General features: G+C 69.6%; 23 protein-coding genes, 3 tRNA genes and 1 pseudogene. 17 read left to right on the top strand and 10 right to left on the bottom strand.

The genetic code is table 11. From position 1 onward, the window contains the following. Positions 1 to 139 precede the first annotated feature (139 nt). The 7 genes from gyrB to ACWD12_RS25645 all read left to right on the top strand — a co-directional run bounded on the left by gyrB (position 140) and on the right by ACWD12_RS25645 (position 6,882). On the top strand, positions 140 to 2,182 hold the full coding sequence (gene gyrB, locus ACWD12_RS25675; protein WP_358356458.1) for a DNA topoisomerase (ATP-hydrolyzing) subunit B: 2,043 nt from the start codon (positions 140 to 142) through the stop codon (positions 2,180 to 2,182). A gap of 153 nt (positions 2,183 to 2,335) precedes the next feature. Then, a complete protein-coding gene (gyrA, locus tag ACWD12_RS25670; RefSeq protein ID WP_358356460.1) occupies positions 2,336 to 4,885 on the top strand; it encodes a DNA gyrase subunit A in 2,550 nt (849 codons plus the stop codon). Between the two features lie 101 nt (positions 4,886 to 4,986). After that, positions 4,987 to 5,727: a DUF3566 domain-containing protein gene (locus ACWD12_RS25665; protein WP_358356462.1), complete on the top strand. Its 741-nt coding sequence runs from the start codon at positions 4,987 to 4,989 to the stop codon at positions 5,725 to 5,727. Between the two features lie 100 nt (positions 5,728 to 5,827). Then, positions 5,828 to 5,901, top strand: a tRNA-Ile gene (locus ACWD12_RS25660). Between the two features lie 169 nt (positions 5,902 to 6,070). Next, positions 6,071 to 6,424, top strand: a complete 354-nt coding sequence (locus ACWD12_RS25655; protein WP_358356464.1) for a YciI family protein — start codon at positions 6,071 to 6,073, stop codon at positions 6,422 to 6,424. Between the two features lie 87 nt (positions 6,425 to 6,511). Continuing rightward, the gene (locus ACWD12_RS25650; protein ID WP_358356466.1) at positions 6,512 to 6,649 is read left to right on the top strand and encodes a DLW-39 family protein; all 138 of its coding nucleotides are present in this window, start codon (positions 6,512 to 6,514) and stop codon (positions 6,647 to 6,649) included. 160 nt (positions 6,650 to 6,809) lie between these two features. Then, a tRNA-Ala gene (locus tag ACWD12_RS25645) sits at positions 6,810 to 6,882 on the top strand. Positions 6,883 to 7,175: 293 nt separating this feature from the next. Here the strand turns inward: ACWD12_RS25645 and ACWD12_RS25640 are convergent. Then, positions 7,176 to 7,916, bottom strand: coding sequence for a DUF5324 family protein (locus ACWD12_RS25640; RefSeq protein ID WP_450101526.1), 741 nt, complete (start codon positions 7,914 to 7,916; stop codon positions 7,176 to 7,178). Positions 7,917 to 8,143: 227 nt separating this feature from the next. Here ACWD12_RS25640 and ACWD12_RS25635 point away from each other — a divergent pair, with 227 nt between their 5' ends. Together ACWD12_RS25635 and ACWD12_RS25630 are read left to right on the top strand one after the other, a co-directional pair. Continuing rightward, entirely contained in the window at positions 8,144 to 8,665 is a 522-nt protein-coding gene (locus ACWD12_RS25635) for a peptidylprolyl isomerase (protein ID WP_358356469.1), read from the top strand. A 140-nt stretch (positions 8,666 to 8,805) separates the two neighbouring features. Continuing rightward, entirely contained in the window at positions 8,806 to 9,570 is a 765-nt protein-coding gene (locus ACWD12_RS25630) for a rhomboid family intramembrane serine protease (protein WP_358356471.1), read from the top strand. Between the two features lie 368 nt (positions 9,571 to 9,938). Here ACWD12_RS25630 and crgA read toward each other — a convergent pair whose 3' ends face one another. Next, entirely contained in the window at positions 9,939 to 10,190 is a 252-nt protein-coding gene (gene crgA, locus ACWD12_RS25625; RefSeq protein WP_358356473.1) for a cell division protein CrgA, read from the bottom strand. A gap of 272 nt (positions 10,191 to 10,462) precedes the next feature. Here crgA and ACWD12_RS25620 point away from each other — a divergent pair, with 272 nt between their 5' ends. From ACWD12_RS25620 to ACWD12_RS25595, 6 genes are all read left to right on the top strand, one after another. Beyond that, a complete protein-coding gene (locus tag ACWD12_RS25620; protein WP_358356475.1) occupies positions 10,463 to 11,149 on the top strand; it encodes a DUF881 domain-containing protein in 687 nt (228 codons plus the stop codon). Positions 11,150 to 11,263: 114 nt separating this feature from the next. After that, entirely contained in the window at positions 11,264 to 11,998 is a 735-nt protein-coding gene (locus ACWD12_RS25615; protein WP_358356477.1) for a class E sortase, read from the top strand. Next, positions 11,998 to 12,210 (top strand): hypothetical protein, encoded by a 213-nt coding sequence (locus ACWD12_RS25610; protein WP_450101525.1) that lies wholly within the window; start codon positions 11,998 to 12,000, stop codon positions 12,208 to 12,210. Before ACWD12_RS25615 ends, ACWD12_RS25610 begins: the two co-directional genes overlap by 1 nt. Further along, on the top strand, positions 12,207 to 12,845 hold the full coding sequence (locus ACWD12_RS25605) for an aminodeoxychorismate/anthranilate synthase component II (RefSeq protein ID WP_358356481.1): 639 nt from the start codon (positions 12,207 to 12,209) through the stop codon (positions 12,843 to 12,845). The genes ACWD12_RS25610 and ACWD12_RS25605 overlap by 4 nt, the downstream gene beginning before the upstream one ends. Then, positions 12,770 to 13,945: a class E sortase gene (locus ACWD12_RS25600; protein WP_450101524.1), complete on the top strand. Its 1,176-nt coding sequence runs from the start codon at positions 12,770 to 12,772 to the stop codon at positions 13,943 to 13,945. Before ACWD12_RS25605 ends, ACWD12_RS25600 begins: the two co-directional genes overlap by 76 nt. Before the next feature lie 96 nt (positions 13,946 to 14,041). Beyond that, the gene (locus ACWD12_RS25595) at positions 14,042 to 14,809 is read left to right on the top strand and encodes a class E sortase (RefSeq protein WP_450101523.1); all 768 of its coding nucleotides are present in this window, start codon (positions 14,042 to 14,044) and stop codon (positions 14,807 to 14,809) included. Between the two features lie 106 nt (positions 14,810 to 14,915). On the opposite strand, the gene pknB is transcribed toward ACWD12_RS25595, so the two are convergent. The 6 genes and pseudogenes from pknB to ACWD12_RS25565 form a co-directional block, all read right to left on the bottom strand. Beyond that, entirely contained in the window at positions 14,916 to 16,805 is a 1,890-nt protein-coding gene (gene pknB / locus ACWD12_RS25590; protein WP_450101522.1) for a Stk1 family PASTA domain-containing Ser/Thr kinase, read from the bottom strand. A gap of 120 nt (positions 16,806 to 16,925) precedes the next feature. Continuing rightward, the gene (locus ACWD12_RS25585) at positions 16,926 to 18,431 is read right to left on the bottom strand and encodes a penicillin-binding transpeptidase domain-containing protein (RefSeq protein ID WP_358356488.1); all 1,506 of its coding nucleotides are present in this window, start codon (positions 18,429 to 18,431) and stop codon (positions 16,926 to 16,928) included. A 364-nt stretch (positions 18,432 to 18,795) separates the two neighbouring features. After that, positions 18,796 to 20,169, bottom strand: a pseudogene (locus ACWD12_RS25580) (FtsW/RodA/SpoVE family cell cycle protein); the annotation flags it as partial. Continuing rightward, positions 20,166 to 21,794, bottom strand: coding sequence for a protein phosphatase 2C domain-containing protein (locus ACWD12_RS25575; RefSeq protein WP_450101521.1), 1,629 nt, complete (start codon positions 21,792 to 21,794; stop codon positions 20,166 to 20,168). The gene ACWD12_RS25575 and the pseudogene ACWD12_RS25580, both read right to left, overlap by 4 nt. A 5-nt stretch (positions 21,795 to 21,799) precedes the next feature. Then, positions 21,800 to 22,342 (bottom strand): FHA domain-containing protein FhaB/FipA, encoded by a 543-nt coding sequence (locus ACWD12_RS25570; protein WP_358356492.1) that lies wholly within the window; start codon positions 22,340 to 22,342, stop codon positions 21,800 to 21,802. Between the two features lie 10 nt (positions 22,343 to 22,352). Then, positions 22,353 to 23,276: a DUF3662 and FHA domain-containing protein gene (locus ACWD12_RS25565; RefSeq protein ID WP_358356494.1), complete on the bottom strand. Its 924-nt coding sequence runs from the start codon at positions 23,274 to 23,276 to the stop codon at positions 22,353 to 22,355. Between the two features lie 493 nt (positions 23,277 to 23,769). On the opposite strand from ACWD12_RS25565, the gene ACWD12_RS25560 reads away from it, so the two are divergent. Further along, positions 23,770 to 23,853: transfer RNA gene (locus tag ACWD12_RS25560), tRNA-Leu, on the top strand. Positions 23,854 to 23,948: 95 nt separating this feature from the next. Here ACWD12_RS25560 and ACWD12_RS25555 read toward each other — a convergent pair. Continuing rightward, positions 23,949 to 24,578, bottom strand: a complete 630-nt coding sequence (locus ACWD12_RS25555) for an LUD domain-containing protein (RefSeq protein WP_450101520.1) — start codon at positions 24,576 to 24,578, stop codon at positions 23,949 to 23,951. Between the two features lie 215 nt (positions 24,579 to 24,793). Between ACWD12_RS25555 and sigJ the strand changes: the two genes are divergently transcribed. After that, positions 24,794 to 25,744: an RNA polymerase sigma factor SigJ gene (gene sigJ, locus ACWD12_RS25550; protein ID WP_450101519.1), complete on the top strand. Its 951-nt coding sequence runs from the start codon at positions 24,794 to 24,796 to the stop codon at positions 25,742 to 25,744. Between the two features lie 63 nt (positions 25,745 to 25,807). On the opposite strand, the gene ACWD12_RS25545 is transcribed toward sigJ, so the two are convergent. Then, positions 25,808 to 26,311, bottom strand: coding sequence for a carboxymuconolactone decarboxylase family protein (locus ACWD12_RS25545; RefSeq protein WP_450101518.1), 504 nt, complete (start codon positions 26,309 to 26,311; stop codon positions 25,808 to 25,810). Between the last annotated feature and the right edge of the window lie 53 nt (positions 26,312 to 26,364).

Raw genomic sequence — 26,364 nt, 5'->3', positions numbered from 1 at the left:
CGGACCGGTAGACTATGGAGGCAATCCCGCTACGGCGGATCCAGTGTCGACTTCCGCGGCTCCGTGCCCGGGGTGACGTCGGGCCGGCCTCGTGCCGGTTCGGGCGGTCCCTCCGACCGTGCTCCCAGGGCAGGGAGCCGTGCTGTGCCAGAAAGGGCGCTTTGTGGCCGACCCCGGCAACCCCAAGGAGAACAACGTGGCCGAGCCTTCCGGCAGCGGGGCGCCCTCGTCGAACGGCGCGTCGTACGACGCGAGCAACATCCAGGTGCTCGAAGGGCTGGACGCGGTCCGCAAGCGCCCGGGCATGTACATCGGGTCCACCGGTGAGCGCGGCCTGCACCACCTCGTCGCCGAGGTTGTGGACAACGCGGTGGACGAGGCCTTGGCCGGCTACAACGACCGCATCGAGATCACGCTGCTCGCCGACGGCGGCGTCAGCGTGCTCGACAACGGCCGCGGCATCCCCGTCGACCTGCACCCCGTGGAGAAGCGCCCGGCGGTGGAGCTGGTGCTGACCGTGCTGCACGCGGGCGGCAAGTTCGGCGGCGGCGGGTACGCGGTCTCCGGCGGTCTGCACGGCGTCGGCGTCTCGGTGGTCAACGCGCTGTCCACGAAGCTCGCGGTGGAGATCCGCCGCGACGGCTTCCGCTGGACGCAGGAGTACCACTACGGGGCGCCTGTCGAGCCGTTGGCGAAGCACGAGGCGACCACGGACACCGGGACGCGCGTCACGTTCTGGGCCGACCCGGACATCTTCGAGACGACGGTCTACTCGTTCGAGACGCTGTCGCGCCGGTTCCAGGAGATGGCGTTCCTGAACAAGGGCCTGACGATCGTCCTGACCGACGAGCGGCCCGACCACATGCCCGAGGACGAGACGCAGCGTTCGGTGACATACCACTACGAAGGTGGTATTTCGGACTTCGTCACGTACCTCAACTCGCGCAAGGGCGAGCCGATCCACAAGTCGGTGATCGACTTCGAGGCGGAGGACACCGACCGCAAGATCTCGGTCGAGGTCGCGATGCAGTGGAACTCGCAGTACACCGAGGGCATCTACAGCTTCGCGAACACGATCCACACGCACGGCGGCGGCACCCACGAAGAGGGCTTCCGCTCCGCGCTGACCTCGTGGGTCAACCGCTATGCGCGCGACAAGAAGCTGCTCAAGGACAAGGACGACAACCTCTCCGGCGAGGACATCCGCGAGGGCCTGACCGCGATCATCTCGGTCAAGCTGGCGGAGCCGCAGTTCGAGGGCCAGACCAAGGACAAGCTCGGCAACACCGAGGCCAAGACCTTTGTGCAGAAGGTCGTGCACGAGCACCTGGCGGACTGGTTCGACCGCAATCCCAACGAAGCGGCCGACATCGTACGCAAGTCCATCCAGGCGGCCACCGCGCGCGTCGCGGCCCGCAAGGCCCGCGACCTGACGCGCCGCAAGGGCCTGCTGGAGACCGCGTCGCTGCCCGGCAAGCTCTCCGACTGCCAGAGCAACGACCCGACCAAGTGCGAGATCTTCATCGTCGAGGGCGACTCGGCCGGCGGCTCCGCCAAATCCGGCCGCAACCCGATGTTCCAGGCGATCCTGCCGATCCGCGGCAAGATCCTGAACGTCGAGAAGGCGCGCATCGACCGCGTGCTGCAGAACACCGAGGTCCAGGCACTCATCTCGGCGTTCGGCACCGGCATCCACGACGACTTCGACATCGAGAAGCTGCGGTACCACAAGATCGTGCTGATGGCCGACGCCGACGTCGACGGCCAGCACATCCGCACCCTGCTGCTCACCCTGCTGTTCCGCTTCATGCGCCCGCTGGTCGAGGCCGGGCACGTGTACCTCGCGCAGCCGCCGCTCTACAAGATCAAGTGGAGCAAGGACGACCTGCAGTACGCGTACTCCGACCGCGAACGCGACGCCTTCCTCCAGATGGGCCGGGAGGCCGGCCGCAAGCTCCCCAAGGACGACGCGATCCAGCGCTTCAAGGGCCTCGGCGAGATGAACGCCGAGGAACTGCGCGTCACCACCATGGACACCGAGCACCGCGTGCTGCTGCAGGTCACGCTCGAAGACGCGGCCCGCGCCGACGACCTCTTCTCGATCCTCATGGGCGAGGACGTCGAGGCGCGCCGCTCGTTCATCCAGCGCAACGCCAAGGACGTGCGCTTCCTGGACATCTGACCCGGTCTGCGCCGCCGGTTCGCCGGGAAATCCGGTGGCGGCGCAACCGGTTCGTCCACAGCTTCCGTCTGACGCCTCGACAGGTCACGCGGCGTACCCACACTTGAACATCCGAACGCGGTACGCCGCAGTGCGAAAGGAACCGGACCAGAGATGGTCGACGCGACCCCCCCTCCCACGACCGACCGCATCGAGGAGGTCGAGCTCGAGACGGAGATGCAGCGCTCGTACCTCGACTACGCGATGAGCGTGATCGTCGGACGCGCGCTTCCCGAGGTCCGTGACGGCCTCAAGCCGGTGCACCGCCGCGTGCTGTACGCGATGTACGACGGGGGCTACCGCCCCGAGAAGGGCTACTACAAGTGCGCCCGCGTCGTCGGCGACGTGATGGGCTCGTACCACCCGCACGGCGACACCTCGATCTACGACACCGTGGTACGCCTCGCGCAGCCGTGGTCGATGCGTATGCCGCTCGTGGACGGCAACGGCAACTTCGGCTCGCCGGGCAACGACCCCGCCGCGGCGATGCGCTACACCGAGTGCCGCATGGCCCCGCTGGCCATGGAGATGATGCGCGACATCGACGAGGAGACCGTCGATTTCGGGCCCAATTACGACGGCCGCCAGCAGGAGCCCGAGGTCCTGCCGGCGCGCTTCCCGAACCTGCTGGTCAACGGCTCAGCCGGTATCGCGGTCGGCATGGCGACCAACATCCCGCCGCACAACCTGCGCGAGGTCGCCTCCGGCGTCCAGTGGCTCCTCGACAACCCCGAGGCCGGCCAGGAAGAGCTGCTCGAGGCGCTCATCGAGCGCATCAAGGGACCGGACTTCCCGACCGGGGCGCTGATCGTGGGCCGCCGCGGGATCGAGGAGGCGTACCGGACCGGGCGCGGCTCGATCACGATGCGCGCCGTCGTCGAGGTCGAGGAGATCAACAACCGCCAGTGCCTGGTGGTGACCGAACTCCCGTACCAGGTCAACCCGGACAACCTCGCGCTCAAGATCGCCGAACTGGTCAAGGACGGCCGCGTCCAGGGCATCGCGGACGTGCGCGACGAGACCAGCTCGCGCACCGGCCAGCGCCTGGTGATCGTGCTCAAGCGCGACGCGGTCGCCAAGGTCGTGCTGAACAACCTCTACAAGCACACCCAGTTGCAGGACACCTTCGGCGCGAACATGCTCGCGCTGGTCGACGGTGTGCCGCGCACGCTGTCGGTCGACGCGTTCATCCGCTACTGGGTCGAGCACCAGATCGAGGTCATCGTCCGGCGGACGCGCTTCCGCCTGCGCAAGGCCCAGGAGCGCGCGCACATCCTGACCGCGCTGCTCAAGGCCCTCGACGCGATCGACGAGGTCATCGCGCTGATCCGGGCCTCGGCGACGGTCGACGAGGCGCGCAGCGGCCTGATGGGCCTCCTGGAGATCGACGAGATCCAGGCCAACGCGATCCTGGAGATGCAGCTCCGCCGCCTCGCGGCCCTGGAGCGGCAGAAGATCACCGCGGAGTACGACGAGCTGATGGCCAAAATCGCGGAGTACAACGCGATCCTCGCCTCGCCCGAGCGGCAGCGGCAGATCATCAGCGAGGAACTGGCCGCGATCGTCGACAAGTACGGCGACGACCGGCGCAGCCAGCTCATCCCGTTCGACGGCGACATGTCCATCGAGGACCTCATCGCCGAAGAGGACATCGTCGTCACCATCACGCGCGGCGGCTACGTCAAGCGCACCCGCACCGACCTGTACCGCTCGCAGAAGCGCGGCGGCAAGGGGGTGCGCGGCGCGCAGCTGAAGCAGGACGACATCGTCGACCACTTCTTCGTGACGACGACGCACCACTGGATCCTGTTCTTCACGAACAAGGGCCGGGTGTACCGCGCGAAGGCGTACGAGCTGCCGGACACCGGCCGCGACGCCCGCGGCCAGCACGTCGCGAACCTGCTGGCCTTCCAGCCGGACGAGAAGATCGCGCAGGTGCTCGACCTGCGGGACTACGAGGTCGCGCCGTACCTCGTGCTCGCCACCAAGGCCGGCCTGGTGAAGAAGACCTCGCTCAAGGAGTACGACACCAACCGCAGCGCGGGCGTCATCGCCATCAACCTGCGTGCCGACGAGGCCGGTGCGGACGACGAGCTGATCGCCGCCGAACTGGTCTCCGCCACCGACGACGTGCTGCTCGTCAGCCGGAAGGCGCAGTCCATCCGGTTCACCGCGACGGATGAGGCATTGCGGCCGATGGGCCGGGCAACGTCCGGGGTGAAGGGCATGAGCTTCCGCGAGGGAGACGAGCTGCTGTCGATGAGCGTGGTACGCGAGAACACCTTCGTCTTCACCGCCACCGACGGCGGTTACGCCAAGCGGACCAGTGTCGACGAGTACCGCGTGCAAGGCCGCGGCGGTCTGGGCATCAAGGCGGCGAAGATCGTCGAGGACCGTGGTTCACTCGTCGGCGCGCTGGTGGTGGACGTAACGGACGAAATCCTGGCCATCACCCTCGGCGGGGGTGTGATCCGCACCCGTGTTTCCGAGGTTAGGGACACCGGGCGTGACACGATGGGCGTGCAGCTGATCAACCTGGGGAAGGGCGATGCGGTCGTGGGCATCGCCCGGAACGCCGAACCTGAGCCGGAGGGCGAAGGCGAAGGCGACCTGGACATCGAGGGCGTGGTCGTCGCGCCCTCCGAGCCGGAGGGTGACGCGTGACGACAGACCGGACTTCGGCGGGTGGGAGAAGCCGCCGTGCGGACCGGGATCGACCGGGCGGTCACGCCGAGCCGGCACCCGGCTCGGCCAATCCGGGCGCGGTGCCCCCGCGGCCCGCGGCCCCTCCCCCGCCCGCCGGTCCGCCGCCGGGCGCCCCGCCTCGCCCCGGCGCCACCGCCGCCGGTACGGGCTCGGGTTCGGGTTCGGGCTCCGGCACCACGCGCGGCCGCGCCAAGTCCGGTGGTACGGGCGGTGCCGCGCGCGCCCGCCGGGCGGACGCCCCCGCGGCGCAGGCCGCCCAACCGGCCGGCCCGGTGGACGGGTACGCGCGCGGCGCGACCATGACCACCGCCCGCCCCGACGCGGCGGCAGGCCACCCCCAGCCGCCCCAGGCGACGGGGCAGAACAACGCACACGCCGGCGCGGCGCGTACGGCCTCCGCCGCCCGCCCGGTGACCCCCGCCCCGCGCACCCGCAGGGCCCGCCTGAAGGCCGCCCGAGTGGACCCCTGGTCGGTCATGAAGGTCAGCTTCCTGCTGTCCGTCGCGCTGGGCGTGGTCACCATCGTCGCGGTCACCGTGTTGTGGATGGTCCTCGACGGCCTCGGCGTCTTCGACTCCCTCGGCGGCACCGTCAAGGAGGTCACGCAGTCGGAGACGGACCCCGAGGGCTTCGACCTGAAGTCCACGCTGTCGATGAAGAACACCATGGTCTTCAGCAGCGCCATCGCGGTCATCGACGTCGTCCTCGTGACCGCCCTCGCGACCCTCGGCGCGTTCCTCTACAACCTGACCGCCTCGTTCACCGGCGGCATCGAGGTCACCCTCGCCGAGGAGGACTGACCGCGCCCCGAACCCCGGGAACCGCACCCCGAATCACCTCGCCGAATCCCGTTTTGGCGGGCGGGACGGGGTGCGGTACTCTCTTGGAGCACGCCCACGAGGGCCTATAGCTCAGACGGTTAGAGCGCTTCCCTGATAAGGAAGAGGCCACAGGTTCAAGTCCTGTTAGGCCCACTCAAATTGCGTGCATTCAAGGCCACCACTCCGGTTCCGGGGCGGTGGCCTTGCTCGTTCCGGCGACGGGGCGGAACGGCGCCGATCGACGCGCCCGCTGGGGACGTTCACACGCCGACCGGTGACGGCTGAGGGTCTTGATCGTTCTTCGGGGGACAGGAGGACTGCGGTGAAGTACCTGCTGATGATCTACGGCAACAAGGAGAAGTGGGAGTCGATCTCCCCCGAGGAGTGGCCCGAGGTGGTGGCACGGCAGGACGCGTTCAACGCGAAGTACCGTGCCACGGGGGAGCTGTTGGGGGCGTACGGTCTCGGCGACGCCGCCGAGGCGCGGCTGGTGCGCCGCCGGGACGGGCTCCCGGCGGTCACGGACGGGCCGTACCTGGAGACCAAGGAGTACATGGCCAGCTTCTACCTTCTCGACGTCGAGAACGAGGAGCGGGCGTTGCAGATCGCGGCGGAAATGCCGCTCGCCGAGCAGGACCCCGTGGAGGTGTGGCCGGTACCCCACGGGTCCCCCTGAAGGTAATCAAGCTGTTATTGTCGACGCCATCCCAGGCTCCTCGGATGCCTTGGGGAGGACGTCACTCGCAGGACGGAGAGGCACGCGATGAAGAAGCTGATCCTGGTGGCCCTGGCCGCTGTGGGCGGACTGTTGGTCTACCGGCAGATCCAGGCGGACCGTGCCGAGCAGGATCTGTGGACCGAGGCGACCGACCCGGTCCCCGCGGGTTCCTCGGCACGCTGAGGCCCTGCACGACCCTGCCGCGCACACGCGGAGAATCGCAGACGCGGGTCCCGGCCGAACGCCGGGGCCCGCGATATGCGTGGGCCCGCCGTGCCGTTGTTCGGTATGCTCGTACCGCCCGGAGCGCCCACCGCTGTCGCGGGGTGCGCAGGGCTCCCGAGGGGCCATAGCTCAGCTGGTAGAGCGCTGCCTTTGCAAGGCAGATGTCTGGGGTTCGAGTCCCCATGGCTCCACTCGACGACAGGCGACCTACGCCCGCGGAAAGCGCGGGCCGGGTCGCCTTGTTGCTTCTCGGGCGGCTTCGCCGCCGGGCGGGGGCTTCGCTACCCGCACCCCCTGACCGTGTCGACGGGTTCCGTCTCGCGGGCGGGGCGGCGCCGTTCGGCTCGCGGGCCGGGCGGTCAGCCGGATTGCGTGTTCGGTCCGCGGATTCGGGGTGGGTGCGCCGGCGACTTTTGCGCGGGTGTTGCGGACGTGCGAAGGCCCGGTCGTCCATGAGGACTTCCGGGCCTTCGAGTGGTACGGGTCAGGACTTGTTGCGGTTGCGGTGCTTGCCCTTGGTGGAGCCCGCGGTGTGCATCTCGTCGGTGTCCTCGTCCTCGGCGACGTGGCCGGGGTCGGTGACGGCCATGTCGACGGCGGGTTCGCTGCGGTAGGCGTCCGGGCCGGCCGGGGGCATGGGCAGGCTCTCGTCGGCCTTCCACTCGGGCTCCGAGGCCTTCCGCTGCCACCAGACCCAGCCGGCCGTCGCGCCGATGGCCAGGGCCAGAAGCACGACGAGCGAGCTGTTGCGCTTCTTGTGCCGCTTCTTCTTGACGATCTTGTTCATCTCGGCCGCGGTGACGTCGCCGCGCAGCGCCAGGACGGCCGCCTCGGCGCGCGAGCGGGCTTCGTTGAGCACCGGCTCCCCCGCCTCGCGGGCGGCCACGGCGGCGTGGTTGACGCGCGGTACGACGTCGTCCTGCACGCGCTGCTTGGCGGTGTCCATCGCGTACTGCGCGCGCGGGCCGACGGCGGGTGCCACGGTGTCGCGGCCGAAGGCGGTGAGCTTCATCCGTGCGGCGGCCACCGCCGGTACGACGCGTTCCCGCGTCGTGTCGCGGGCTTGGCGCCGTGCCACCGCCACGCCGTGTTCCAGACGTGGCGCCGCCCAGTCCCGGGCGTCGGCGGCATGGTGCACCGCGGCGTTCCGTGCGTGCGCGGCGCGTGGCGCGATCCAGACGACTGTCCGGTCACCAGCGTCGCGGGCCTGCTCCCAGCGGGTCACGACAGCCTCCTCCTCGGCGGGTACATCCGCTATCTGTTCCCGAGGTCCAGCGGATCATGCCTGAATTGTCATCTCATATCCTGTTGGTGCAATCGGGGGGGTGCTTCCGCCAGTAGCGGGTCCCTGCGGTCTCCGTGACGTTTGCGCGGCGGACCGCCGCGCGTGCGAGGATTCCGTGACCGGAGATTGTCCGGGACGGGCGCAGGGAAACGCAGAAAGGGTTGTCCGTGCCGCAGGAGCTGCTCGCCACCATCAAGACCGACCACGGGGACATCCAGGTCAGGCTGTTCCCGAACCACGCGCCGAAGACGGTCGCCAACTTCGTCGGCCTGGCGGACGGCTCGCGTGAGTGGACCGACCCGCGCACCGGGCAGCCGGGTCAGGGCCCGCTCTACAACGGTGTGGTCTTCCACCGGGTGATCGCCGGCTTCATGATCCAGGGCGGCGACCCGACCGGCACCGGCAGCGGCGGCCCCGGTTACCAGTTCGCCGACGAGATCCACCCCGACCTGCAGTTCTCCAAGCCGTACCTGCTGGCCATGGCGAACGCCGGGCGCGGCACCAACGGCTCGCAGTTCTTCGTCACGGTCCGGCCGACGCCGCACCTGAACGCCAAGCACACGATCTTCGGCGAGGTCGCCGACGAGGCGAGCCGCAAGGTCGTCGACGCGATCGCGGCGGTTCCCACCGACGCCGACCGCCCCGAGACCGACGTCGTCATCTCCGAGATCGTCATCGAGAAGCGCTGACCCAGTTGAACCCCATCGATGGCACCGGACCCGCCGACCCCGAGCGGGGTCCGGCCGGTCCGCCGGTCTGCTACCGGCACCCCGGTCGTGAGTCCAACATCCGTTGCACCCGGTGCGAACGCCCGGTGTGCTCCGACTGCATGGTGAGCGCGTCCGTCGGCTTCCAGTGCCCGGACTGCGTCCGCGAGGGCGGCAGGACGGTACGCGAGGCCCGGACCATCGCCGGCGCCCCGGTGCGCCAGGCCCCCGGCACCGGGACGAACGCGGTCGTCACCAAGACGCTCATCGGCCTCAACCTGGCCGTGTTCGTGCTCGTGCTGGCCGTCGGCGACGACGTGGTGGACCGCCTCATGCTGGTCGGCCGCGCGATCATCGACAACAACTGGGCCGGGGTCGCCGAGGGCGAGTACTACCGGCTGCTCACCGCCGCGTTCCTGCACCAAGAGGCGTGGCACATCCTGTTCAACATGGTCAGCCTGTGGGTCCTCGGGCCGCCGCTGGAAGCGGTGCTGGGACGCACCCGGTTCCTGGTGCTGTACCTGGTGTCGGCGTTCGGCGGCACCGCCGCGTCGTACCTGATCGCCGCGCAGAACCAGGGGTCGCTGGGGGCGTCGGGGGCGATCTTCGGGCTGTTCGGTGCGGCGATCGTGGTCGGCCACCGGATGAAGGCGGACCTGCGGCCGCTCATCGCGCTGCTGGTGGTGAACCTGGTGATCACGTTCCTGAACACCAAGTGGATCGACTGGCGGGCGCACATCGGCGGCCTGGTGATCGGCGCCGTCACCGCGGTGTGCCTGGTGCACGCGCCGAAGAACCACCGGCTCGCGGCACAGGTGGTGTCGGTGGGGGCGGTCGTCGCGGTGCTCGTGGGCATCGTGCTGGTGCGTACATCCCAGCTCACCTGATCGGTTACACTGAGGATATTGCGAATGACCCAGCGTGATGAAATGCAGGTCGCGGGCGTGCCGGGCGGTCCCGGCACGCAACCGGCGCGCTAGGGTTATCCACAGGCTTTGCCTAGTTATCCCCACTGTGGATAACTCTGTGGACGGACAACTCTGTGGATGCCGCACAGGACATCGCGGAGGACATCGGTGCGCCCACGCACAGTCGGGCCCGGTTCCGGGCGTGCCTCGGCCGGGCATGCCTCGGCCCCGCGGCGGGTCCGCGGCACTTCACGGACAAGGCCGTCACAGGGCTTGAGCGGGGCCTGCTTCCGCAGTGACTGCGTCTGCTGCCGCGCGGCGTGCTTCCGCGGGGCTTTCCGCGCGGCCTACTTCCACTGGGTGGAGACACCGAAGCCGGCGGCGATGAAGCCGAAGCCGACGACGATGTTCCAGTTCCCCATCTGCTCGACCGGGAAGTCGCCGTTGGTCACGTAGTACACGACGATCCACAGCAGCCCGACCAGGAACAGGCCCAGCATGAACGGCGCGATCCACCGCCGCGTGTCCAGCTTTATCGCCGTCTTCTTGTCCGGCGGCGGCGTGAAGTCGGACTTCTTGCGAATCCGGGACTTCGGCACGAGAGTCTCTCCTGTCGATGCTGCCCTGGCCTACTGCTTCCGGACGCCTAGCACCGGGCTTCGGCGCCCCTGCCGTCGGCGGGGAGTGTAGGGACGCGACGCGGCCTGCGACGTGTCGGTTAGCGTAGTCGCTGTCAGGTCCGGATGGAGGGTACGACAACGTGCGTATGCCCGGTGTGAGCTTGCCGCGCCCCGGCGCCGCCGAACCCGGATCTGATCCCGGCCGCTCCGGATCGGCCTGGCGAGCGATCGTACCCCGCACCCTCGCCCTCGTGGTGTTCGGTCTGGCCGGCTTGCTGTTCTGGATCAGCGCCAACACCTCGCACGGCACGAACCTGCGCAACGACAGCCAGGCGATGGAGTACCGCGACCTCGTCCGCAAGCAGGGCCAGCACAACGTGGACGTCGAGCGCGACGTCAGCGACCTGAGCCAGGAGGTCGAGGACCTGCGCAAGGCGCAGGTGAACGACCCCGCGGCGCAGGCCCGTGTCGACGCCCTCACCGGCCCCGCCGGGCTCGCGCCGCTGTCCGGGCCCGGCCTGACCGTCACGCTGACCGACGCCCCGGCGGACGCCGAACCGCGCAACGGAGCGCCGCCCCCGACCGCCGACGACCTGGTGGTGCACCAGCAGGACATCCAGGGTGTGGTGAACGCGCTGTGGGCGGGCGGCGCGCAGGGCATCCAGATCATGGACCAGCGGCTCGTGGCGACCAGCGCGGTGCGGTGTGTGGGCAACACGCTGATCCTGCACGGCCGCGTCTACTCGCCGCCGTACGTCATCTCCGCCATCGGGGATGTGGACAAACTCCGCCTCGCGCTGGACGACAGCGAGGCTGTGTACAACTACAAGACCTACGTGGACGCCTACGGCCTGGGCTACAAGCTGGAGGACCGCGCGCAGTTGAATCTTCCGGGGTACACGGGCCCGCTGGACCTGCAGTATGCGAAAGTCTCCTAGGTTCCGGTAGCCACCGTGCGATCCGCAGCTTGATCCGCAGCTTGACCGCAGTTCCACGACCGCAAGCGGCCGCACGCCGGCCCGAACAGAGCAGCAGAGGGGAGCCGGGAGACCGTGCGTACCGCGATCCGCGGGCTGGGCGAGGGTTTCATCACTCTCGGTGTCGTCATCCTGCTCTTCGTCGTCTACCAGCTCTACTGGACCGGTGTCCTGGCACGGCAGGCGCGCGCCGACGAACTGGACGAGCTGCACAAGAAGATGAAGCAGACCCTCGCCGCGCCCGCGGCACCCGCGGCGGTCGGCACCGCGGCGCCCGCGCCGCCGGCACCCGGCCCGCCGCCGGCGTACGAGGACGGCAAGAGCTTCGCGGTGATGTACATCCCGCGCTTCGGCTCGGGCTGGAAGTGGACGGTGCTCGCCAACACCGACACCGACACCCTGAAGAAGGGCCTCGGCTGGTACACCGGTTCCGCGAAGGCCGGGCAGGACGGCAACTTCGCGGTCGCCGGCCACCGCAAGACGTACGGCGACCCGATGATCGACTTCCCGGACCTGCGGGTGGGCGACAAGGTCATCGTCAACGACACCGTGAACTGGTACGTCTACACACTCGACAAGCCGGTGGTGAACGGCACGAACAACAAGGCCGTGTACAAGACGCTGCCGGACGACACCGGCGTCGTCGCGCCCGTCCCGGTCAAGGGCTTCGACAAGCCCGGCAAGTACATCACCCTCACCACGTGTGAGCCCGAGTACGGCAGTTCGCACCGACTGATCGTCTGGGGCCACCTCGAGTCGGTCCAGCCGCTGTCCGCAGGCGAGCCCGCGGCGCTGAAGGGAGCCTCCTGATGTACGCCTGGATCTGGCGCCATCTGCCGGGCAACGTATGGGTGCGCATCGCCATCAGCCTCTTCCTCGTGCTGGCGATCGTGTACGCGCTGTTCAACTGGATCTTCCCGTGGGCCGAGCCCATGCTCCCGTTCAGCGACGTGACCGTGGACGGCGGGAACGTCGACGACGTCCAGCCCACCGGCGGACTCCCGGGAGGGCTGCCCGGATGACCGCGCGCATTCTGGTCGTGGACAACTACGACAGCTTCGTCTTCAACCTGGTCCAGTACCTCTACCAGCTCGGCGCGACGTGTGACGTGCGTCGCAACGACACGGTGACGGTCGACGACGCGGCGGCATACGACGGCGTCCTCCTGTCCCCGGGGCCGGGCACTCCCGAGGAGGCCGGGGTGTGTGTCGACATGGTCCGGCACGGCGCCGGGAGGGTCCCGGTGTTCGGCGTATGCCTGGGCATGCAGTCAATCGCCGTCGCCTACGGCGCTACGGTGGGCCGGGCACCGGAACTTCTGCACGGCAAGACGAGTTTGGTCGAGCACGAGGGCTCGGGTGTCTTCTCCGGGCTGCCGTCGCCGTTCACCGCGACGCGCTACCACTCGCTCGCGGTGGACCCGGACACGGTGCCGGCGGAATTGGAGGTGACGGGGTGGACCGGGAGCGGAGTGATCATGGGGCTCCGTCATCGCGACCTACCGGTCGAAGGCGTGCAGTTCCACCCGGAGTCGGTGCTGACGCAGGACGGGCACCGGATGCTGGCGAACTGGCTGACGACATGCGGCGACCCCGGGGCCGTCGCGCGCGCGGGCGGGCTGGCACCGGTGGTGGGCAGGACGGGGACGGTCGCATAGCGGGGCCCCCGCGGTCCGACGACGACCCGGGGTACCGGTACGGCGCCCCGGACTTCCGCGAGCGCACCGCCGAACTCACCGTCGTCTCCCTCGCCGACCTGCCGTCGCGCGACATCACGCCGGCACTCGGCACTCCCGCCATCGGCACCCCGGGTCTGGACGCGCCCGACGCCGGTACGTCCGCCATCGGCGCCGCCCCGGCCGACACACCCGCCGACGGCGCCCCCGGCGGCCGTGCGGCCCGCCGTCGTGCCCTCCAGGAGCAGCAGAAGACCTCCCGCAGGCGCGGCGGCGCCGGTACGCGCCCGGCCGCCGGTACGCGCGGCGCGGTCGCCGAACTGCCGCCCGGTGCGGGCCGCGCCGCCCGCCGCAAGGCCGCGCGGCCGTCGACCCGTTCGCGCGTCGTCACCGGGGTCGCCACCGGCGTCGGCGAGGTCGCCATGACGCTGGGCCTGGTGCTCGTCCTGTTCGTCGTCTACACGAAGTGGTGGACGAACGTGGTCGGCGACCGCAACGCCGCACGCGAGACCACCCAGTTGCAGGAGCAGTGGGACCAGGCCGCGATCGGTGACGAGCCGCTGCCGCAGCCGGACCCGCGCGAGCCCGACGGCTTCGCGCCAGGCAAGGGCTTCGCGGTGCTCTACATACCCAAGTTGGGGGTCAAGGTCCCGGTCGCGCAGGGCACCGACAAGTACAAGGTGCTCGACAAGGGCCTCACCGGCCACTACACGAACCCGAAGACCGCGATGCCGTGGGACAAGCAGGGGAACTTCGCGGTCGCCGGCCACCGCAACACGCACGGCGAGCCGTTCCGCTACATCAACAAGCTCAAGACCGGCGACGAGATCGTCGTCGAGACCGCGACGGTGTACTACACGTACACGGTGTTCGCGCAGTTGCCGGAGACGTCTCCGCGCAACATCGGGGTGATCGACCCGATCCCCAAAAACAGCGGGAAGACGAAACCCGGCCGCTACATCACGCTGACCACGTGCACGCCCGACGGCGCGTCGACCTTCCGGCTCATCGTGTGGGGTGAGATGAAGGAGGAACGGCCGCGCTCGGAGGGCAAACCCGACGCCTTGGTGAAGCCCCAGTGACGCACCGTCAGCGAAGTGGAACTGACAGGCGGTAGATCGCGGTTCGGGGCCTGACCCGAGAGCTTGCTTGTGCCAAGCTGTCGGCTCATGGGCGTCGTGCGCAAAGTCATACGCGGCACTGCCGAGGTGGTCTTCACCCTCGGCCTCGTCGGTCTGCTCCTGTGTGTCCACCAGTTGTGGTGGACGAATATCGAGGCGCGCGAGAAGGCCGAATCCCACGTGTCGGAGCTGCACGACATGTGGAACGACGACGAGAGCACCCCGGTCGCGGCGGCGAACCCGCCGGAGAACGCGAGCCCTCCCCCGTACCTGGGCCCGGACGAGGGGCCCGACAACATCGGCGGGGACGGCCAGGAGGACGGCACGACGACCCGTGGCGGCACGGTCCGCGGAAAGGCCTTCGCGATCGTCTACATCCCGCGTCTGGGCAAGAACTTCCAGAAGCCCGTCGTCGAGGGGACGAGCCTGAAATCGCTCGCGCAAGGCGTCGGGCACTACACGTACGCGCCGTATACCGGCCCCGGCGAGCAGGGCAACTTCGGCCTGGCCGGACACCGCAACGGCCACGGCGAGCCCTTCCGGTACCTCAACAAGCTGAAGGTCGGCGACTACGTGGTGGTCGAGACCGAACGCGTCTGGTACACGTACCAGATCGTGAAGGGGCCGTTCATCACCAAGCCGGGCAACGGCGCGGTGCTGGCGCCGAATCCGCCGATGCTCGGGCTGCCGGAGGGGCAGAAGATCATCACGCTGACCACGTGCGACCCGGAGTTCACGTCCAAGAACCGCATGGTCTTCTGGGGCACCATGACCGCCGCGGAGGACAAGCGCCCCGGCTTCCGGCCCGCCGCGCTGACCCGCTGAGTCGCAGGCGCCGCAGCACAGTTGAGGGGCCCGTACCGGATCGGTACGGGCCCCTCAACGTGTCGTCGGCTCCGCGGCCGCCGGGCCGCGATCCGAAGGCGAGCGACTAGCCCCAGTTGCGGGGGTCGAACGGGTTGTCCGAATCGCCGCCTCCGGGCTTGTTGTTGCCGCCCGGGTTGCCACCGCTCGGCGACTGCGTGTTCGTCGCCGTGTTGGTCGGCGAGCCGCCCGTCGGAGTGGTCGGCGTCGGCGGCGTCGTCGGCGGTGTGGGAGTCGGCGAGGCGCCCTGCGACACCGTGATGGTGACCGTCGTGCCCTCGTCGTACTTGTTGCCGCTCTCCGGGGTCTGCTTGGTCACCGTGCCCTGCGGCTGGTCGCTGAACTCCTTGACGACCTGGGACTTGAAGCCGTCTTCCTTGAGCTTGCTCTTGGCCTCGGACTCGGTCATGCCGATGACCCGCGGAACCACTGCCTGCGGCTTGCCGCTGTTCACCTTGAGGGTGATCACGGTGGTCAGCGGGACCTCGGTGTTCGCCTTCGGGTCGGTGTCGCAGACCGTCTCGCGTGGGCAGTTGAAGGAGGTGTTGCGATCGATCTTCGGCTCGGGGAAACCGGCGTCCTTGAGCGCCTTGACCGCGTCGTCCTCCTGCTTGCCGACCAGCAGCGGCACCTTGCCCGACGCCGGGCCGGCGGAGAGCTTGACCGTGACCTGGCTGTCCTTGGCGACCTGCGCGTCGGCGGCCGGGTTCTGGCTGCAGATGACGCCCTTGGGCTGGTTGCACGTCTCGCTGTCCGGCGAGACGGTCAGCGTCAGGGTCGCGTTCGTGAGGCTCTCCCGCGCCTGCTGCTCGGTCTTGCCGACCAGGCTCGGGACGGTGGCCTTGTCGCCCTCGCCGCCGTCCCCGCCGAGCAGCGTCTTGCCGACGAAGAAGGCGGCGACCAGGACCGCGACACACGCGATCGCCAGCAGCGCCCACGCCCAGCCGCGCTGCTTGGGCGGGTCGTCGTCGTAGTCGTCGTCCAGGTCGTACTGGTGCTGGTTGTGCTGCGGCGCGGTGGAGTACGCGGGAGACATCTGCGTCGACGGTCCCGGCGTCGCCGGAAGGTACTGCGTGGCCGCCTCCATGGGGGCCATCACCGCGGGTGCCGCCACCGGCATGCCGTGCAGCGCGCGCTCGAGGTCGGCACGCATCTCGTCGGCGCTCTGGTAGCGGTTGTCCGGGTTCTTCGCGAGCGACTTGAGCACGATCGCGTCGATGGTCGGGGAGACCTCGGGGTCGTACGCGCTCGGCGGCAGCGGGTCCTCGCGGACGTGCTGGTACGCCACCGCGACCGGCGAGTCGCCGACGAACGGCGGGCGCTCGGTCAGCAGCTCGTACAGCAGGCAGCCGGTGGAGTAGAGGTCCGAACGGGCGTCCACGGTCTCGCCGCGCGCCTGCTCGGGGGAGAGGTACTGCGCCGTGCCGATGACCGCGGCGGTCTGCGTCATCGTCATGCCGTTGTCGGCCATGGCGCGCGCGATGCCGAAGTCCATCACCTTGACCGTGCCCTGCCGCGTCAGCATGACGTTGGCGGGCTTGATGTCGCGGTGGATGATCCCGTTGCGGTGCGAGTACTCCAGCGCCTGGAGCACGCCGGCGGTCATCTCCATCGCGCGCTCGGGCAGCAGGCGGCGGCCGGAGTGAAGAAGCTCACGCAGCGTGGACCCGTCGACGTACTCCATCACGATGTACGGGATGGAGATCCCGTTGATGTAGTCCTCGCCGGTGTCGTACACCGCGACGATCGCCGGATGGTTCAGCGACGCCGCGGACTGCGCCTCGCGCCGGAACCGTGCCTGGAACGAGGGATCGCGGGCGAGGTCGGCGCGGAGCGTCTTCACCGCGACGGTACGGCCCAGACGGATGTCCCGGCCGAGGTAGACCTCGGCCATTCCGCCGCGGCCCAAGACCGCGCCGAGCTCGTACCGGTCGCCGAGGCGACGCGGCTCTTCCATAGCTTCCAGCCTTTCCCTCACCGGTCCACGGCCCTGAACGTCCTCGGACACGCTACCGGGGCCGGGGCTCGCACGGATGTCACGGACTGATCAAGTCTGCGCGGCCCGTTGTGTCGGGTCTCACTTGCCCAGCGCCGCCTTCATCATCGAGACGGCGATCGGGGCGGCGCTCTTGCAGCCGCTGATGTCGTTGCGGTCGATGTCCGCCTCCTGGTCCTCGACCACCACGGCGACGGCGACCTTCTTGCCGTCGACCTCGGCGAACGAGACGAACCAGGCGTACGGCCGCTGGTCGTTGTTCGGACCGCGCTGGGCGGTCCCGGTCTTGCCGCCGACCTTGACCCCCGGGATCTTGGCGGCCGTACACCCGTTCTCGACGACGCCGACCATCATGTCCTGGAGCTGCGAGGCGACTTCGGGCTTGACCGCCTCGTTGAGCTGCTTCTGCCCGCGCTGCTCGATGGTGTCCAGGCTCTGCGAGCGCAGCGAGCTGACCAGGTACGGCTCCATGACCTTGCCGTTGTTGGCGATGGTCGCCACCACACTGGCCATCTGCAGCGGGGTGGACGCCACGTCCTGCTGGCCGATCGAGGCGCGCATCGTGGCGCCCTGCTCGTCGTTGGCCGGGTAGACGCTGGCGGTGACACGGGTCGGGATCGTCAGGTTGTTCTTGGTGTCCACCGACTTGGTGAAGTCGTACTTGCCGAAGTCGTTGAACCCGAAGGCCTGTGCCTGGTTCTTGATGGCTTCGTCACCCAGCTGCATGCCGATGCCGGCGAACACCGAGTTGCAGGACTTCTCCAGCGCGACCTTGAGCGTCGAGCCCTGGCACGCCGCGGCGCCCGCCTGGTCGGACAGCGAGCTGACCGAGTTCGGATAGCGCAGCGGCGACTCGAAGTTGGTGGCCGTCTCCGGTTGGAACTGGCCGCTCGACAGCGCCGCGGCCGCGGTGACCAGCTTGAACGTCGACCCGGGCGCGTAGGTGTTGCGGATCGCCCGGTTGTCCATCGGCCGTGCGGGGTTCGCGTCCGGCTGCAGGGATTCCCACTCGGCCTGCTGCGCCTTCGAGTCGTTGACCGCCAGCTTGTTCGGGTCGTACGACGGTGTCGACGCCATCGCCAGTATCTTGCCCGTCGTCGGGTCGATCGCGACGGCCGCGCCGGTCTTGCCGTTGAGGCCGTTGAACGCCGCCTCCTGCGCCTTCGCGTTGATCGTCAGGTCGACGTTGCCGCCGCGGCGGTCCTTCCCGGTGATCACGTCGATGACGCGGCGCACGAACAGCCGGTCGTCGTCGCCGTTGAGGATGTCGTTCTCGACGCCCTCCAGGAAGTTCGAGCCGAAGAACTGCGACTTGAAGCCGGTGATCGGCGCGTACATCGGGCCGTTGAGATAGGTCCGCTGGTACTCGTAGTACTTGCTGTCGGTCTCCACCGAGCCGGTGATGGGCTTGTTCTCGACGAAGAAGTCACCGCGCGGGTGCGAGTACTCCTCGTAGACCGCGCGGCGGTTCTTGTCGTGCCCGGAGTATTCGTCGGCCTTGACGACCTGGATCCAGTTGGTCCGCACCATCAGCGCGGCCACGAGCAGCATGCAGAACACGGACACTTTGCGCAGGGGCTTGTTCACTTGCGATCCCAATTCCTCACTGGCTGTGTCCTCTCGGTCCCGTCGGATCCGCGTTGGGCGGTGCCCCGGGGGGACCGGCCGGCCGGGGCGGGACGCCGGGCGCTCCTCCTGGCACGGTCAACGCGTCAGGTGGAGACGCGGTTTCCGCCCCCCGTGGTTCCGCCGCCGACCCGGAACCCGGTACGCGGGAGTCCGATTCATCCGATTCATCCGTGTCGAAACCACCGCCGCCACGCCCCTGGCCGCCGCCCGACAGGTCGCCGAGCTCCGAGCCCTGCACCGGGGTCGGCTCGGCGAGTTCGTCCAGGTCGGCCTGGTCGAGCGGGGTCTCCTCGATGCGCCGACGGCGTCCGCCCCGGCTGTTCTGGGTCGTGGAGACCTCGCCGGCGACCGCCGGGGGAGCCGGGCGGCGCGCTGTGTGGCTGATCACAATGAGGATCGCCACCAGGATCCAGTTGGTGATGACCGACGAACCGCCCTGCGCGAGGAACGGCATGGTCATACCGGTCAGCGGGATGAGGCCGGTGACGCCGCCCGCGACGACGAAGACCTGGAGCGCCATGACGACGGACAGGCCGGCCGCGAGCAACTTGCCGAAGGGGTCGCGGGCGGCGAGGGCGGTGCGCAGGCCGCGCTCGATGAGCAGCGCGTACACCATGAAGATCGCCATCATGCCGGCGAGGCCGAGCTCTTCGCCGACCGTGGTGAGGATGAAGTCGCTTCGGGCGGCGAAGCCGATCTCGTTCGGGAAGCCCTGGTTGAGGCCCTTGCCGAGTAGGCCGCCGTCGCCGTACCCGAACAGTGCCTGGGCGAGCTGCTCCGAGCCGCCGCTCGGCGGCTTGTCGCTGTAGATCGCCAGCGGGTCGAGCCACGCCTCGACGCGGCTCTTGACGTGCGGCTCCACCGAGCCGACCACCGCGGCGCCGGTGGCGGCCATGACCAGGCCGAAGATCAGCCAGCTGACGCGCTCGGTCGCGATGTAGAGCATCACCACGAACATGCCGAAGAACAGCAGCGAGGTGCCCAGGTCGCGCTCGAAGACCAGGATCAGCAGGCTCAGGATCCACACCACGAGGATCGGGCCCAGGTCGCGGCCGCGCGGCAGGTACATCCCCATGACCTTGCGGCTGGCCAGCGCGAGCGCGTCGCGCTTGACCATGAGGTAACCCGCGAAGAACACGGTCAGCACGATCTTTGTGAACTCACCGGGCTGGATCGAGAACGGGCCCAGGCGGATCCAGATCTTCGCGCCGTAGGTGTCGCCCGGGAAGGGGATGGGGGACACCAGCAGCACCAGCGCCACGAGCATGGCGATGTACGTGTACCGCTGCAGCAGCCGGTGGTCCCTCATGAACACCACGACGCCCACGAACAGCGCGACGCCGACCGCCGTGTACATCAGCTGGGTCGGCGCGGCCTTGCGGGACAGGTCGAGGTCGAGCCGGTAGATGAGGACCAGGCCCATGCCGTTGAGGAAGGTCGCCAGCGGCAGCAGCAGCGGGTCGGCGTACGGCGTGAACTTGCGGACCACCAGGTGCGCGAGCCCCGCCATGAGGCCGAGGCCCAGGCCGTACGAGACGAGCCCGGTCGGCAGGCTGCCGTTGTCCGCGAGACCGACGTTCGCATACGCCAGCACCGGGACGAGCACGGCGAAGCCGAGCATCATCAACTCGGTGTTGCGGCGGTTCGGTGCGGACTGGGGGGTGATCGTCGTGTTGCTCACGGCGTTCCCCCTCAACTCTGGCCGTTCGGCTGCTCGTCGCACTTGATGATCAGTTCCTGGTCGGGACCGAGGTCGATCTTCGGCGTCGGAGCCGTGGTGGCCGGTGGCGGCGTGGTCGTCGGCGCCGGTGCGTTCGGCAGGCCCTGCGGCGGCGACTGGTTCGCGCCGGGCCGTTGCCCCGAGCCGGCGGTCTTGCCCGGCTCGGCGGTGGGCCTGGTCGTGGACCGCGAGACGCTGTCCGACCCGGGCCGCGCACTCGTGGTCGGTGTCGGCGTGCGCATCGGCGCCGCCTGCACGCTCGTGGTCGGGGACGCGCTCACGTTATCCCCTCCCGGGAGGCCGGTCACCGGGGCCTGCGGCTGCTCCGGGATCTGCGGTACCTCGGGAGAGACGGTCGGAGGGTGGTCGCGGTTCCAGTCGACGACCTGCCGGCACACGCTCGCCTGGCGTTCCAGCTTCTGCACGTACTCCCGGGCGTCCGTCAGGCTGGAGGCGTCGTAGCGCTCCTCGACGCTGTCGCGGTACTCCGCACCGATCAGGTTCATCGTGACCGCGGAGTACTGCTTGTAGGGGCTGGACAGCGAGATGCCGAAGATCTCGGTGTCGATGCCCCGGTAGATCGAGACGTGCTCGCCGTCCTTGGCGACGTAGTACTGCGTCTGGGTCCACCAGTACGCACCGCCGAGCGCGGCGAGCAGCACCACCGCCGGGCCCCAGACCGGGAGCGTGCGTCGCCACGCGGGCTTGGGGCGGCGGCGGTTCGGTACGCCGGCGTCCGGGACCAGGGCCTCGTTCTCGTACTCGCCGGCGGTGAGTTCGCGGGCGCGCGAGGCGGGGGTGGTGGGCAGGGTCGCGGTGTCCCCGGCGAGGTCGTCGGCGACCGCGCCGACCACCAGCGGGATGTCGGACGGCGTCTGGTCGACGTCGACGATGTCCGCGACGATGCACGTGATGTTGTCGGGGCCGCCGCCGCGCAGCGCGAGCTGGATCAACTCCTGTACGGCGTCCCGGGGGTCGACGAGCGCGAGCAGGGTGTCCTGCATCGTCTCGCGGCTGACCACGCCGGACAGGCCGTCGCTGCACACGAGGTAGCGGTCGCCGGCGCGTGCCTCGCGGACGGCGAGGTCCGGTTCGACCTGGCCGCGTCCGTCGAGTGCGCGCATCAGGAGCGAGCGCTGCGGGTGGTGCCCGGCCTCCTCCTCGGTGATGCGGCCCTCGTCGACGAGGCGCTGCACCCAGGTGTGGTCCTGGGTGATCTGTTCGAGGATTCCGTCGCGCAACAGGTAGGCGCGCGAGTCGCCGACGTGTACGAGGCCGAGTCCGGTGCCGGTCCACAGCAGCGCGGTCAGCGTCGTCCCCATGCCTTCGAGGCCGGGGTCGTCGTCGATCATCACGCGCAGCCGGTCGTTGGCGCGGTCGACCGCGAGGCGCAGCGTGTCGCGCAGGTCGGCGCCGGGGAGGTCCTCGTCGAGCTCCACGATCGTGGAGAGGACCTCGGAGCTCGCCACCTCGCCCGCGGCGGCGCCGCCCATGCCGTCGGCGACCGCGAGCAAGCGTGGACCGGCATAGCCGGAGTCCTCGTTGCCCTCGCGGATCATGCCTTTGTGCGATCCGGCGGCGAAGCGGAGAGAGAGGCTCATTCAGGCTACCTGCGCAGCTCGATAACGGTCTTGCCGATGCGGATCGGCGCTCCGAGGGGAACGGGGGTGGGGCCGGTCAAGCGCGTGCGGTCCAGGTAGGTGCCGTTGGTGGACCCGAGGTCCTCGACGATCCAGGTGCCGTCGGGAGCCGGGTAGATGCGGGCGTGCCGACTGGACGCGTAGTCGTCGTCGAGCACGATGGTGGAGTCGTGGGCCCGGCCGATGGTGATCTGCTGCTCGGTCAGATTCATCGTCGTACCGGTCAACGAGCCGCCGGTGATGACGAGTTTGGACGGCGCGTTGCGTTGCGGCTGCGCCGCTCCGCGGCGCTGGCCGCGGGCTTGCGGGGGAGGCGCCTGCTGGGCGACCGGCGGAGGCACCGCGGCGGCGGCGTTGGCCGGTACGGCGGCATTGCGCCGCCGCATGGGCCGTTGGGTCACGCGCGTGCCGAACAGGTCGCTGCGGATCACCTGGACCGCGACGATCACGAACAGCCACAGCACGGCGAGGAAACCCAGCCGCATGACGGTGAGGGTCAGCTCAGACATGCGCCCGATGTCACCCCTCGGTTTGACGGAACACGACAGTGGTACTGCCCAGCACGATCCTCGACCCGTCGCGGAGCGCTGCACGCTGGCAGTGCTGTCCGTCCACGACGATCCCGTTCGTCGAACCGAGGTCGGCGATCGACGCCGGGGGGCCGATCCTGATCTCGGCGTGGTGCCGCGACACGCTCGGGTCGTCGACCCGTACGTCCGCGTCGGTGCTCCGGCCCAGCTTCACGACCGGGGCGGTGATCTCGTGGCGCATCCCGTTCACCTCGACCCAACTGCGCAGCACCGGCGGGCGGTACGGCGCGGGTCCGGGCGGCGGGCTCGGGGGACGCGGCGGCAGGCCGGGGCCCGATCCGGGACCCATGCCGGGGCCCATGGGCGGACCTGGTGGCATGCCTCCCGCCGGCTGGTAGGCCGACGGGTTGTGGAACTGCGGTGCGGGGCCCTGCGGCGGGTGCCCGGACGAACCGTACTGCTGTTCCACGGGATAGTGCGGTTGCGCGGGAGACGCTACCGGTCCCGGCGGCCCGTACCCAGGGGAACCCTGGGACTGGCTGCCGGCCAATGCCTGGCTGCGCACCCGGTACAGGCCCGTGTCGAGGTCGTCGGCCTGCTCGAAGTGCACCTCGACGGGGCCGATGAAGGAGTAGCGCTGCTGCTGCGCGTAGTCGCGCACCATGGTGGAGAGCTCCGCGCCGAGCTGCTGCGCGTACGGGCTCAGCCGCTCGTAGTCGTGCGAACCCAGCTCGACCACGAAGTCGTTCGGCACCATGGTCCGGTCGCGGTTCCAGATGGTCGCGTTGCTGTCGCATTCGCGCTTGAGCGCGCTGGCGATCTCGACCGGCTGGACGTCCGACTTGAACGCCTTGGCGAAGGCGCCGTTGACCAGGCCCTCAAGTCGTTGCTCGAACTTCTTCAGGACACCCATGGGCACCTCCTTCCTTCAAGCGTCGCCGTCGTCGCCCGGGGCACGGGCGTGCCCGGACCGGGCGCACCGGTCCGGACCAGTCCTACAGTCAGCTCACTGATCGTATCCACGCTCGGGAAACGGGCATGGTTCCCCGTCATGGTCACTGTAGGGAGTGTTGGCCCTCACAGGGATTCCTACACCCCCAGCCCCTCGTCCTGGCTCGCTTGTCGTAGTTGTGGTGTGACCAGGTGCGTCTACCCCGCGGACACGCCCTCCTATCCGGACGGCGCAGGTCAAGCATGCCGGAGTCGCGGGGGCGGCGGGGATGGCCCCGACGAAACCGGTGGCGTTCCGGCCCACCGAAGCACACCTCCGGGCGACGCCGCGCGGGCACCCCAAGCCGGGGAGGTGCGTTCTGTACCCGTCCGCACTGTTTGGGTGTGGCCCAGGCCACCAGCGGGTAAGGATTCGAGTCGGCCGCGGCATCCGTGCTAATCTTCAATCGTTGCTCGCGCGGGTGGCGGAATAGGCAGACGCGCTGGATTCAGGTTCCAGTGCCCGAAAGGGCGTGGGGGTTCAACTCCCCCCTCGCGCACCGCGAGACACACCGAACGGTGTCTTACCGAGAGACGAAAGTCGATCGATAAGACACCGTTCGGCGTTTCCGGGATTGGCTGCTTTGTCGGGGGTTCAGAACCCGATTGCTTCGCGGACGAGCAGGATGGTGACGCGGCCCGGACGGGCATCGGCGTTGAGGACCAGCAGGCTGTTGACGGCGCTCGGCATTCCGTAGACGACCCGCGCGCGGGCGTCTTCCAGAGGGAGTGCGTGCTCTTCGAGTCGGCGCAGCGCAGTGGCCAGGTCGGGGACCACTTTCTGCGCGCCGACGACCAGGATCACGCGGCCGGCGCCGCCGGAGTACGCGGGCAACTGGCTGCCGCTGCCCGAGGCGACCACGACCTGGCCGGCCTCGGTGAGCGCGGCGACGCTGCCCACGACGACGTCGGGACGGGCGAGAAGGTGCCGGATCTCGTCGGCCCGGGTGGCGCGGTCCATGGCCAGGACGCGCGGCTTCACGGCCTGGTACCGGCCGCCGGAGTTGAGGTCGGCGTCGATTCCGGACAAGCGGACGGTCTCGCTCGCCGAGGTGAAGACCTCGGTGCCCTCGGGGATCAGCTCGGCGATGCGGGTGCGTGCGGCGGCGACGTCGTCGAGTATCTCGGTGGTGAATCCGTTCCCCGTCAGTGCGGCGGCCGCCTGTTCCAGGCGGTGCGCGGGGGCGGGATCGGTGTACGAGGTGGACGGGGCCTGGTTCGTCATGGTCGGTGCTGTCCTTCGGTCGCTTCGGTCGGGTGGCGGCGGGCTTGGCCGGCGGGGTGTGCCGTCTTGCCGGGGCGCCGAGGGGTCTCGGTGTGTGGTCCCGGCTGTGCGACAAAACAGCGCCGCGGAATGTGAGGCGCGTGGACGGCCTCACAAAGCGGCGTGCTGCTTTGTCGAACCTGTGGAGGGCGACCGCGACCGAGGAGCAGAGCACCATGACCATTCCTGCCGAGCCGGGCGACGACCGGCACGACCGGCACGACCGGCACGTGAGCGCGGTGACGAGTGAGCGGCGCCGGCTGGTCAACCTCGCGTACCGGATGCTCGGCTCGCGGGCCGATGCCGAGGACGTCGTGCAGGAGACGTACGCCCGTTGGTACGCCATGTCCCGGCAGGAGCAGGACGCGATCGACACCCCCGGTGCCTGGCTGACGACTGTCGCGAGCCGCGTCTGCCTGACCTTGCTGGGCTCGGCGCGCGTCCGGCGGGAGCGCTACGTGGGCCAGTGGGTCCCCGAGCCGGTGCCCGACGAGACGGAGTGGATCAGCGGTCGGCGGACGGCCGTCCCCGTCGATCCGGCGGACCGGGTCACCCTCGACGAGTCGCTCAACATGGCGTTCCTCGTCGTGCTCGAGTCGATGACCCCGGCCGAACGCGTGGCGTTCATCCTGCACGACGTGTTCCGCTACCCCTTCCCCGAAGTGGCGGAGATCGTCGGACGCACCCCCGCGGCCTGCCGTCAGCTAGCCACCTCCGCCCGGCGCCGCGTCCGGGCGGCTCGGACCCCGGCCGCCGCCCCGCCGGCCCGAATGGCGGGCGTGGTCCGGGATTTCAAGGCGGCCTGGGAGGCGAAGGACATCGACGCCCTGCTCGGCCTGCTCGATCCCGACGCGACGGTCACTCCCGACGGCGGAGGCGTGACCGGCGCCAGGCTGCACCCCATCGAGGGGGCCGAGGAGATCGCCCGCTACCTGGTCGAACTCGCCGGCCGGGCGGTCGGCGGCATGGGTTTCGTGCTGCGGACGGTCAACGGACAGCCTGGCTTGGTGGCTCAGCGGGACGGCGTCACGATGGCCGTGTACGCGTTCGACGTCGCGGGGGACCGCATCCGGCACATGTGGGCGGTCCTCAACCCCGACAAGCTCCGCGCCTGGTCGGTCGGCTGACGGCATGCCAGGAGGCCCACCGGTCAAGGCCGGTGGGCCTCCTGGCAGGTGTCGCGCGGGTCGTCACGGCCGGCGCCACTGCTCCTCGGGGGCCTTGCCGGGGAGCGGCTTGCCGATGAGGGCGAGGGGGACGAAGAACGAGACCTGACTGATCGCCAGGATCAGGGTGGTGAGTGCCTTGTCGTCGTAGTGCGCCGATGCCCGGGCGTACAGGTCGTCGGAGACGCGTTCGCCCTCGGCCGGGGCGGTGTACACGGCTTCGACGAGTTCGAGCGCGACGCGTTCGGCCTCGGTGAAGTGGGGCGCGTCGCGCCACGACGCCACGGCCGCGACGCGCTCGTCGCTCTCGCCGGCGCGGGCGAGGTTGCCGGTGTGCAGGACGGTCAGGTACTCGCTGCCCACGATCTGCCCGGCCCGCAATTGCACCAGGCCGATGGTCGTCCGCGGGACGGAGCCGTTCCCGACGACCTTGAAGAGTGCCGCGCCCACCTCGGCCATCTCCGGGACCAGCATCGCCGGGTTGGGCAGCCGCGACTGGGCGTTCGCCGTGATCTCCGTGTTGCTCATGGTCGTTGCCTCCGTTTGTGCCGCCCGCTCTTGCGGGCTGTTACAGCACTGAC

The sequence above is a fragment of the Streptodolium elevatio genome, from assembly GCF_053592165.1.
The sequence above is the reverse complement of the archived record's forward strand: the minus strand, read 5'-3'. Positions and strand labels throughout refer to the sequence as shown.

Excerpts from the sequence above, each read along its gene's own strand:
- gyrA (WP_358356460.1), top strand. The coding sequence starts at position 2,336 with ATGGTCGACGCGACCCCCCCTCCCACGACCGACCGCATCGAGGAGGTC.
- ACWD12_RS25650 (WP_358356466.1), top strand. The coding sequence starts at position 6,512 with ATGAAGAAGCTGATCCTGGTGGCCCTGGCCGCTGTGGGCGGACTGTTG.
- ACWD12_RS25630 (WP_358356471.1), top strand. The coding sequence starts at position 8,806 with ATGGTGAGCGCGTCCGTCGGCTTCCAGTGCCCGGACTGCGTCCGCGAG.
- ACWD12_RS25610 (WP_450101525.1), top strand. The coding sequence starts at position 11,998 with ATGTACGCCTGGATCTGGCGCCATCTGCCGGGCAACGTATGGGTGCGC.
- ACWD12_RS25605 (WP_358356481.1), top strand. The coding sequence starts at position 12,207 with ATGACCGCGCGCATTCTGGTCGTGGACAACTACGACAGCTTCGTCTTC.
- ACWD12_RS25600 (WP_450101524.1), top strand. The coding sequence starts at position 12,770 with ATGCGGCGACCCCGGGGCCGTCGCGCGCGCGGGCGGGCTGGCACCGGT.
- pknB (WP_450101522.1), bottom strand. The coding sequence starts at position 16,805 with ATGGAAGAGCCGCGTCGCCTCGGCGACCGGTACGAGCTCGGCGCGGTC.
- ACWD12_RS25575 (WP_450101521.1), bottom strand. The coding sequence starts at position 21,794 with ATGAGCCTCTCTCTCCGCTTCGCCGCCGGATCGCACAAAGGCATGATC.
- ACWD12_RS25570 (WP_358356492.1), bottom strand. The coding sequence starts at position 22,342 with ATGTCTGAGCTGACCCTCACCGTCATGCGGCTGGGTTTCCTCGCCGTG.
- ACWD12_RS25565 (WP_358356494.1), bottom strand. The coding sequence starts at position 23,276 with ATGGGTGTCCTGAAGAAGTTCGAGCAACGACTTGAGGGCCTGGTCAAC.
- ACWD12_RS25555 (WP_450101520.1), bottom strand. The coding sequence starts at position 24,578 with ATGACGAACCAGGCCCCGTCCACCTCGTACACCGATCCCGCCCCCGCG.
- sigJ (WP_450101519.1), top strand. The coding sequence starts at position 24,794 with ATGACCATTCCTGCCGAGCCGGGCGACGACCGGCACGACCGGCACGAC.
- ACWD12_RS25545 (WP_450101518.1), bottom strand. The coding sequence starts at position 26,311 with ATGAGCAACACGGAGATCACGGCGAACGCCCAGTCGCGGCTGCCCAAC.